Source organism: Actinophytocola sp., assembly GCF_045807065.1.
GTDB lineage: Bacteria > Actinomycetota > Actinomycetes > Mycobacteriales > Pseudonocardiaceae > Actinophytocola.
On sequence record NZ_JBJMIE010000455.1, the window covers coordinates 1 to 8,434 of the forward strand.

Below are 8,434 nucleotides of genomic sequence, written 5' to 3' on the forward strand. Positions count from 1 at the left end.
ACGCACGAGGAGCTGTTCACCCTCACGGTGAAGGGCGAGTACAGCTCCTACTAGGACTATCCGGTCATCCTGTACCAGGTCCAGACGAAGTACCGCGACGAGGCGCGGCCCCGCGCGGGCATCCTGCGCGGGCGCGAGTTCCTCATGAAGGACTCGTACTCGTTCGACCTGGACGACGACGGGCTGGTGTCGACCTACCTCAAGCACCGCGACGCCTACATCAGGATCTTCGACCGGCAGGGCCAGAAGTACGTGATCGTGTCGGCCATGTCCGGCGCGATGGGCGGGTCCGCGTCCGAGGAGTTCCTGGCCGAGGCGGTGACCGGCGAGGACACGTTCGTGCGCAGCACGGGGTCCGACTTCGCCGCCAACGTGGAGGCGGTCCGCACGCCCGCGCCGCCCGCGCAGTCCATCGAGGACAAGCCCGCCGCGCAGGTGCTCCACACGCCGGACACCCCGACCATCGAGACCCTGGTCGCCTTCCTCGGCAAGGCGGGCCTGGGGCGGGCGTTCACCGCGGCGGACACGCTCAAGAACGTGCTGCTGAAGACCCGCGCTCCCGGCGAGGACAGGTGGGAGCTGCTCGCGGTCGGCGTGCCCGGTGACCGCGAGGTCGACATGAAGCGGCTGGAGGCGGCGCTGGAGCCGCGCGAGGTGGCGATCCTCGAGGAGGCCGACTTCGCGGAGAACTCGTTCCTGGTGAAGGGGTACATCGGGCCGAAGGCGCTGCAGGACAACGGGGTCCGGTACCTCGTCGACCCACGGGTGGTGACCGGCACCGCGTGGGTGACCGGCGCGGACAAGGCCGACCACCACGTGGTGGACCTCGTGTGCGGACGGGACTTCACCCCGGACGGCACGATCGAGGCGGCCGAGGTGCGCGAGGGCGACCCGTCGCCGGACGGCCACGGCACGCTCGTCGCCGCGCGCGGCATCGAGATCGGGCACATCTTCCAGCTGGGCCGCAAGTACGCGAACGCCTTCCAGCTGGACGCGCTCGGCGCCGACAGCAAGCCGATCCGGATCACCATGGGCTCCTACGGCATCGGGGTGTCGCGGCTGGTGGCCGCGATCGCCGAGCAGTCGCACGACGACCACGGGCTGATCTGGCCGCGCACGGTCGCCCCCGCCGACGTGCACGTGGTGATCGCGGGCAAGACCGACGACATCCGCGCGGGCGGCGAGAAGCTCGCGGCGGACCTGGACGCGGCCGGCCTGTCGGTCCTCCTCGACGACCGGACGGCCATGCCCGGCGTGAAGTTCGCGGACGCGGACCTGATCGGCGTGCCGACCATCGTGGTGGTCGGTCGCGGCCTCGTCAACGGCGTGGTCGAGGTCAAGGACCGGCGTACCGGCGAACGCACGGAGGTCGCCGTCGACGACGCGGTGCGGCACCTGACCGAGCTGGTGAGCTGAGCCCGGCGCGCTGAAGGACGACAGGACTGGAGGACGCCTTCCTCACGCCAGCGTGAGGAGAGCGTCCTTCAGCGCGTTCCGGACGCGAGGAGGGCCTGGGCCACGGCCGGGGTGTCCGACAGGTCCGCAAGCGTGACGTGGGCGCCCGACTCGACCAGCTGTTCGGCGGTGAAGCGGCCCGTCGCGACGCCGACGGTCGTCGTGCCGTGGTGTAGGCCCGCCGCCACGTCGTGCGGGGTGTCGCCGACGACCACCACCGAGTCGAACTCGCCGTGTTTAGCCGAGGACTGGGCGATGGCCGCGGCCACCAGCTCGTGGCGGTGCTCGGACAGGGAGCCGTAGCCGCCGATCTCGAAGTCGATGTGGTGGTGCAGGTCGAACGCCTCGAGCTTGTAGCTCGCCAGTACCGGCAGGTTGCCCGTGACCAGGGACTGGACCACGTTCTCGCGGGTGGCCAGCTCCGCCAGGATCTCCGGGGCGCCGGTCAGCGCCCGGCCGAGGGCCGGCAGGGCCGGCCGGTCCTGCTCGGCCAGTGCCGTGAGCGCCGCGAAGAACCTCTCCACCTGCTCGTCCGAGTGCTCGAGGCCGTGCGCGGTCAGGAACTCCCGCGCCAGCGACCGCTCGGTCCGACCGGGGAACGACGGCAGGTGCTTCAGCGGAACCCCCACCACGGCGGTCAGCGCCTCGGTGTACCAGCGCCTCCCGATCCCGGAGTAGTCCACGAGCGTCAGGTCGATGTCCCACAGCACGAGCGTTCTCACCAGGCCATCGTGACACGGGACGAGGAATTCAACGTCTGTTGACCCACGGTGCGGGACGGGCGTACGGTATCCGTTGAATTCAACAGAAGATGAATGGAGCTGACGATGCGAAACCCGACCGCGGTGGCGGTGGGCCTCGGTTTGGTGGGGGCGGTGGTCGCCGTCGTGCTCGGCGTGCTCACCTTCGGCGTGCAGGCCACGGTCGCGCCCGACCACCTGCCCCTGGCCGTCGCCACCCCGGACGACCCCGCGCTGCGCCAGGCCGCCGACCGGATCGCGAGCCACGGCGGCGACAGCGTCGACTGGACGGCCACCGACCCCGCCCGCGCGCGTGACCTCCTCGACGACAAGGGCGTCTACGGCATCCTGGAGATCGACCGGGGACCGGCGATCACGATCGTGACCTCCGGCGCCGTCAACCCGCAGGGCACCCAGGCCGCGCAGCAGGTGCTGACGGGCGCCGCGCAGGGCCTCCTCGGCGCGCTGGCCCAGCAGCGACCCGGCCTCCACGTCGCGCCGCCGAAGGCGCGGACCGTGCACGCGGCCGGCACGGCCGGCCGCGCCGCCCCGCTCGCCGCGAGCGCGCTGCTGTGGATCGGCGGGCTGGTCGGCGCGATGGCCTTCGGGCTGCTCGTGGTCCGGCGCGGCATGCGGCCCACCGTCACCGCCCGCCTCACGCTGGTCGTGTCCGTCAGCGTCCTCGCCACCGGCGCGGTCGTCGGCCTGCTGACGCTCTGGGACTCGTCGCTGGACGTCGACGCACGGGTGCTCGGCTTCCTCGTGCTCACCGCCGCCGCGTTCGCGTCCGTCCAGGGCGCCCTGCTGCGGCTGCTCCGGCTGCGTGCCGCGACCATCCTCGGGCCGATGTACCTGCTGGCGCCCTCGGTCGCCGGCACCGTCCCGGAGATGCTGAACCCGGCCTACCGCGCGCTCCTGTGGTCGTGGACGCCGTTCCGGTTCTCCACCGAGGGCCTGCGCAGCCTCCTGCAGGGCGTGCCCGACGCGCCGGACGTGCGCACCGGCGTGATCGTCCTCGCGGCGATGGCGGTCGTCGGCCTCGTGGTGCTGCTGTGGCCGACGAGGCGGGCGCCGGTGGCGGCACCGCTGGCGACCCGCGAGCTGGTCAACTCAGGAAGCTGAGCCGGACCTTCCTGGTCGCGTTGTCCACGTTCGTGTCGACCAGGCAGATCGACTGCCACGTGCCGAGCGCGAGCCGCCCCCCGACGACGGGCACGGTGGTCGAGGGCGGGACCAGTGCGGGCAGCACGTGGTCCCGTCCGTGCCCTGGCGAGCCGTGCCGGTGGCGCCAGCGGTCGTCGGCCGGCAGCAGGTCGCGCAGGGCGGTGAGCAGGTCGTCGTCGCTGCCGGCGCCGGTCTCGATGATCGCGAGGCCCGCGGTGGCGTGCGGCACCCAGACGTTCAGCAACCCGTCACCGGCGTCCACGCCGGACAGGAACTTCTCGCACTCGCTCGTCAGGTCGTGCACGACCTCCCGGCCGCCGGTCCGCACCTGGATCTCCGTGGTCTCCATGCTGTCATTAGCTCATGGCATGGCGTGCGGCTCTCGGCGAGCGGTTCTACGTCCCGGACGGCTACCTGAACACGGCGAGCATCGGCATCCCCTCGGTGACCGTGGCGGACGCGGTGGCCGACGCGATCACCGAGTGGCGGACCGGGGCCGCCCGGCCGCCCCAGTACGACAGGCACGTCGCCGCGGCCAGGGCGGGGTGGGCCAGGCTCGTCGGCGTGTCCCCGGACCGGGTGGCGAGCGGGGCGAGCGTGTCCCAGCTGGTGGCGCTCGTCGCGGCGAGCGTGCCGGACGGCACCCGGGTGGTGACCGTCGGCAGCGAGTTCACCAGCGTCACGTTCCCCTTCGCCGCCCAGCACGGGCGCGGCGTCACGGTCACCGAGGTGGCACCCGACCGGCTGCTGGACGCGGCCGCCGACCACGACCTCGTCGCCGTCAGCGTGGTCCAGTCACTCGACGGCGCGGTGGTCGACCTGGACGGACTCCGCGGCGTCGACACGCCCGTACTGCTCGACGCCACCCAGGCCGTCGGCTGGCTCCCGCTGGCCCTCGACTGGGCCGACTACGTCGTGGGTGGCTGCTACAAGTGGCTGTTCGCGCCGCGTGGCGCCGCCTGGCTCGCCGTCCACCCAGACGCGCCGATGCCCACCGCGCACGACGCCAACTGGTACGGCGGCGCGGACCCCTGGGCCGCCATCTACGGCCTGCCGCTGCGCCTCGCGGACGGCCCGCGCGGGCTCGACCTCTCACCCGTCTGGTTCAGCCAGGTCGGTGCCGCCGCGTCCACCGAGTGGCTGGCCGGGCTCGACCTGGCAGGGGTGCGTGACCACTGCGTCGGCCTGGCCGACACGGTCCGCACGGAGCTGGGGCATCCCGCGGCCGGCTCCGCGATCATCTCCCTCGAACTGACCGACGACCAGGTCGGACGGCTCGGCGCGGCGGGGGTCGTCGGCAGTGTTCGCGCGGGCAGGATGCGCCTGTCCTACCACCTGTACAACACCGAGGACGACGTCGACCGCGTGGTGGGTGCGCTGAAATGAGAACCGTGGGCTCCGGGCAATTTACCCGGAGCCCACGAAACAGGCGGATCACGTCAGTATTTGGGGCGATTTCACCACCAGGACGTGCAGTAGACGGCCCCGTCGTCGTCGGCCGAGTTCTTCATGAGCATGCATGCGCGAAATCGCCAGTTGGGTGCGGGATTCGTTTCCTTGGCCGCGCTCGTCAGGCTGCTGACCGGCGCTCCCGCGGAGCTGAACGGTCCGCACTGCAGCCACGACGTTCCGCCATTCGTCGTCCAGTCCATCCAGACGGTGTGCAGCCTGATGGGCCCGGTCAGGTGCGCCCATCCTCGCGACACGCCGTGGACCTGGCCGGTTTCGAGCGTCAGGGTGTAACCGCCCTTGAAATCGATCTCCCGAACAACGGCACCGGTCAGTGAGTCGGAAATATCGACGAAACCGTGCTGTCCGCCGCTGCATTCCGCCGCTGTCGCACTCGCGATGTTCGCCGAAGCGAATGACAGTAGCCCGGACAGCAGCAAAGAAATGGGTAGCACAAAAAGAATTCGACGCATTCTGTTCCCCCAGAGCGTGTCGGACGCAAGATATCTAACAAAAAAACTCTAGTGATATGCCCTTGGTCTCGTCAAGGCTCGCGGGCACCCCCTCCCGGTCCGCGCGCCGCCGGGGTCGCGCGGTCGGTGGCGGGCCCCTCGGTCGGGCCGTGGCAGGGTCTCGTTCGGGTGAAGCAGGCAGGTTGGTTACCGTGCCACTCGTGTCGGATCCTTACCGCCCAGGGCAGCCGCAGTGGCATGCCGGCGGTCCGCAACGGCCGGACCGTCCACCGCCGATCCAGCTCCACCACGAGCAGCCGTCCCCGCCCGGTGGCGGTGGTGGGCTGCGGTGGACGCTGCGGGTCGCGGGACTGGTCGCGGTCGCGGTCATCTCCGGCCTGGTCTGGTACTACATCACCAAGGACGACGCCTCGGGCGGTGCGGCGACCGACGTCGGTTCTCAGGACCAGGTCGACGGCGTGTACTCCTTCTCGCCGCATCCGGACATGGCGAAGCCGAACTCCGTGACCGACTGCGCGGCCCACTCCTACGGCGCGACCAAGACGTGGTTCAAGTCCAACCCGTGCGAGCACCTGTCGCGTCAGCTGTTCGTGACCAGGAGCAAGGACGGCCGGACGGTGTACGTCTCGGTCTCCGTCGTCACCATGTCCGAGAGCGCCAAGGCCGGTGACCTGCAGGGGATCACCGACACGGACGGCAAGGGCAACGTCGCCGACGTCGTGAAGGACGGTCTGGTCAGGATCGACGGCCTGGGCCAGCTGACCGGCGGCGGGGGCTACGCCTCGAAGTGGCAGGACCGCGAGGTGACCATCGTCGAGGCCGACTTCGCCCCCACGAGCAAGCCCGCCGACGAGAAGAAGGACGACGACAGCCTCGACGAGATCTGTAACGACGCGTTGCGGCTCGGCAAACAGCTGGGTGTGGGCTCCGGCGGCTGACCGGTCAGGCGGGCGTGCCGGGCAGCGGTGGTGTCGCCGGGGACTGCCCGCCGGCGACCCGCCAGCGGGTGGCCCACACCGCCGACTCGGTGAGACCCGCGAGCGCGGCGGCCCGCAGCGCCTTGTCGTCCGTCCGTTCCAACACGGCCCGCCACGCCACGGTGGCGTCCGACTCGGCGACCACGATCACCGCGATCGCGGACGCCTGGTCGCTCACCTCCCGCGGCAGCACGTAGGCGGGCTCGGCGGACCGGGGGGTCTGCCCGGCGCCGGAGAGCAGCAGCTCGATGGCGTCCCGGCGCGCCCGGTGCGCGTTCCTGGCCTCCTGCACCGAGTCGTCGAAGCTGTCCGGCAGGAACGCGCTCACCAGCCCGTACACCCACAGCACCGCGTGTTCGGCGCCGAGCGCGTCCTGGGTCGCCGAGGCCGCCTCGCCGTCGAGCGCGGCCGGCCGCTGGTCGGGAGAGGTCACGGCCGCAACACCACCCGCAGGCTCGCGCACCCGGCCGCCACCGAGCCGAGCAGCCCGGCCCGGTACCGGGGCACGGACGGCACGAGGTCCGAGGCCGCCTTCTCCGCCGAGGTCATCGCGTCCACCAGCGCCGTGACCCCGTCCGCCGGCACCTGCGGCTCCGGCGCCTTCGACGAGGAGCCCGACGGCGGCGACGGGGGTGGGGTGGCCCGGTCCACCTCCGCCTGCAGCACGCGGGCGTGCTCGGTCCGCGCCTGCGCGACCGCGGTGGCGGCGGCCGCGGCGGCCGGCTGGGCCGCGGCGATCGCCTTCGCCAGCGCCGCGTCGGTCCGGGCCTGCGCGGCCAGGTCCGCCAGCGGGTCCGGCGGGGGCGGCTTCGACGGGTCCGGGGTGCACGCCGCCACCGGGACGAAGGCGGCGAACGCGGCCAACCGCAGCACCGTACGACGGGAGACCATCACAGCCGGTCATACTGCCAGGCTCATCCACCACCCGGTCGGACGCACCATGCCTGCTCGGACCCAGGCTGTCCGAGCAGACGAGATACGCTTGGCAACCGCGCAAGGTGAACGTCCACAAAAACAACGGGGAGCGGCACGTGCCAGGTCAGCGACAACGCGCCACCGGCGCCGGTGAGGAACTTTCGCCGGTGGTCGCGGACGCCGTGGCACAGGCCGGATTCGAGCTCGAGGAGCTGCAGGTCCAGCAGGCCGGGCGCAAGCAACTGGTCAAGGTCGTGGTCGACGGCGAGCACGGGATCGGCCTCGACGAGGTCGCCGAGGTCTCCAGGGCCGTGTCCGCGGTGCTCGACCAGCGAGACGAGGTCCTGCTCGGCGCGTACACCCTCGAGGTCACCTCGCCAGGGCTCGACCGGCCGCTCACGAAGCCGAGGCACTGGCGCCGCGCGCGGTTGCGCAAGGTCGCGGTGCGTCTCGCCGGGGACGACGGCGGGGAGAAGCTCGCGGCCCGCGTCGGCGACGCGGACTCCGACGGCGTCGAGCTGCTCGTGGACGGGCAGTTACGTCGTGTGGGATACGCGGAGATCGAGCACGCTGTCATCGAGGTGGAGTTCAAGGAGCCGCCCGCGGCCGAGATCGCCACGCTGAATCATGAGGAGGGATCGAGGTGAATGTCGACATCGCGGCGCTGCGTTCGATCGAGCGTGACAAGGACATCCCCTTCGACACGGTGATCGAGGCGATCGAGACCGCGCTGCTCACCGCCTACAAGCACACCGACGGCCACCAGCCCCACGCCAGGATCGACATCGACCGGCGCACCGGCCTCGTGCGGGTGATCGCGTTCGAGGTCGGCCCGGACGGCGAGCCGGGCGAGGAGTGGGACGACACGCCCGAGGGCTTCGGCCGGATCGCGGCCACGACCGCGCGCCAGGTCATCCTCCAGCGCCTGCGCGACACCGAGAACGAGAAGACCTTCGGCGAGTTCTCCGCCAAGGAGGGCGAGATCGTCGCGGGCGTGGTGCAGCGGGACGCGCGCGCCAACGCCCGCAACATGGTCGTGGTCCAGGTCGGCGACACCGAGGGCGTGCTCCCGCAGGTCGAGCAGGTGCCCGGCGAGCGGTACGAGCACGGCACGCGCATCAAGTGCTACGTGCTCGGCGTGAGCCGGGGAACAAGGGGACCGCAGATCACGTTGTCCCGTACGCACCCGAACCTCGTGCGGCGGCTGTTCGCGCTCGAGGTCCCGGAGATCGCCGACGGCACCGTCGAGATCCCGGCGGTC

General features: G+C 71.6%; 10 protein-coding genes and 1 pseudogene. 6 read left to right on the forward strand and 5 right to left on the reverse strand.

Translation table 11 applies throughout. The features are described from left to right. Positions 1 to 1,416, forward strand: a pseudogene (locus ACJ73U_RS26630) (proline--tRNA ligase); the annotation flags it as partial. Between the two features lie 68 nt (positions 1,417 to 1,484). Here the strand turns inward: ACJ73U_RS26630 and ACJ73U_RS26635 are convergent. Further along, the gene (locus tag ACJ73U_RS26635; protein WP_407780450.1) at positions 1,485 to 2,177 is read right to left on the reverse strand and encodes an HAD family hydrolase; all 693 of its coding nucleotides are present in this window, start codon (positions 2,175 to 2,177) and stop codon (positions 1,485 to 1,487) included. 105 nt (positions 2,178 to 2,282) lie between these two features. Here ACJ73U_RS26635 and ACJ73U_RS26640 point away from each other — a divergent pair, with 105 nt between their 5' ends. Further along, positions 2,283 to 3,317, forward strand: coding sequence for an ABC transporter permease (locus ACJ73U_RS26640; RefSeq protein ID WP_407780451.1), 1,035 nt, complete (start codon positions 2,283 to 2,285; stop codon positions 3,315 to 3,317). Here ACJ73U_RS26640 and ACJ73U_RS26645 read toward each other — a convergent pair. Further along, a complete protein-coding gene (locus tag ACJ73U_RS26645; RefSeq protein WP_407780452.1) occupies positions 3,301 to 3,708 on the reverse strand; it encodes a secondary thiamine-phosphate synthase enzyme YjbQ in 408 nt (135 codons plus the stop codon). The two genes, ACJ73U_RS26640 and ACJ73U_RS26645, sit on opposite strands and share 17 nt — an antisense overlap. Before the next feature lie 14 nt (positions 3,709 to 3,722). Between ACJ73U_RS26645 and ACJ73U_RS26650 the strand changes: the two genes are divergently transcribed. After that, the gene (locus ACJ73U_RS26650) at positions 3,723 to 4,745 is read left to right on the forward strand and encodes an aminotransferase (RefSeq protein WP_407780453.1); all 1,023 of its coding nucleotides are present in this window, start codon (positions 3,723 to 3,725) and stop codon (positions 4,743 to 4,745) included. A gap of 71 nt (positions 4,746 to 4,816) precedes the next feature. Here the strand turns inward: ACJ73U_RS26650 and ACJ73U_RS26655 are convergent, their stop codons facing one another. Next, positions 4,817 to 5,281 carry a hypothetical protein gene (locus ACJ73U_RS26655; RefSeq protein ID WP_407780454.1) on the reverse strand — a complete coding sequence of 155 codons (465 nt, stop codon included), beginning with the start codon at positions 5,279 to 5,281 and terminating at the stop codon, positions 4,817 to 4,819. Positions 5,282 to 5,481: 200 nt separating this feature from the next. Between ACJ73U_RS26655 and ACJ73U_RS26660 the strand changes: the two genes are divergently transcribed. After that, positions 5,482 to 6,219, forward strand: coding sequence for a hypothetical protein (locus tag ACJ73U_RS26660; RefSeq protein WP_407780455.1), 738 nt, complete (start codon positions 5,482 to 5,484; stop codon positions 6,217 to 6,219). Between the two features lie 4 nt (positions 6,220 to 6,223). On the opposite strand, the gene ACJ73U_RS26665 is transcribed toward ACJ73U_RS26660, so the two are convergent. Beyond that, on the reverse strand, positions 6,224 to 6,691 hold the full coding sequence (locus ACJ73U_RS26665) for a ferritin-like domain-containing protein (protein WP_407780456.1): 468 nt from the start codon (positions 6,689 to 6,691) through the stop codon (positions 6,224 to 6,226). After that, on the reverse strand, positions 6,688 to 7,149 hold the full coding sequence (locus ACJ73U_RS26670; protein ID WP_407780457.1) for a hypothetical protein: 462 nt from the start codon (positions 7,147 to 7,149) through the stop codon (positions 6,688 to 6,690). Before ACJ73U_RS26670 ends, ACJ73U_RS26665 begins: the two co-directional genes overlap by 4 nt. 140 nt (positions 7,150 to 7,289) lie before the next feature. On the opposite strand from ACJ73U_RS26670, the gene rimP reads away from it, so the two are divergent. Together rimP and ACJ73U_RS26680 are read left to right on the forward strand one after the other, a co-directional pair. Continuing rightward, entirely contained in the window at positions 7,290 to 7,820 is a 531-nt protein-coding gene (gene rimP / locus ACJ73U_RS26675; protein WP_407780458.1) for a ribosome maturation factor RimP, read from the forward strand. Beyond that, a partial coding sequence (locus ACJ73U_RS26680) for a NusA N-terminal domain-containing protein (RefSeq protein ID WP_407780459.1) occupies positions 7,817 to 8,434 on the forward strand: 618 nt, incomplete at its 3' end. The genes rimP and ACJ73U_RS26680, both read left to right, overlap by 4 nt.

Excerpts from the sequence above, each read along its gene's own strand:
- ACJ73U_RS26650 (WP_407780453.1), top strand. The coding sequence starts at position 3,723 with ATGGCATGGCGTGCGGCTCTCGGCGAGCGGTTCTACGTCCCGGACGGC.
- ACJ73U_RS26655 (WP_407780454.1), bottom strand. The coding sequence starts at position 5,281 with ATGCGTCGAATTCTTTTTGTGCTACCCATTTCTTTGCTGCTGTCCGGG.
- ACJ73U_RS26645 (WP_407780452.1), bottom strand. The coding sequence starts at position 3,708 with ATGGAGACCACGGAGATCCAGGTGCGGACCGGCGGCCGGGAGGTCGTG.
- ACJ73U_RS26670 (WP_407780457.1), bottom strand. The coding sequence starts at position 7,149 with ATGGTCTCCCGTCGTACGGTGCTGCGGTTGGCCGCGTTCGCCGCCTTC.
- ACJ73U_RS26640 (WP_407780451.1), top strand. The coding sequence starts at position 2,283 with ATGCGAAACCCGACCGCGGTGGCGGTGGGCCTCGGTTTGGTGGGGGCG.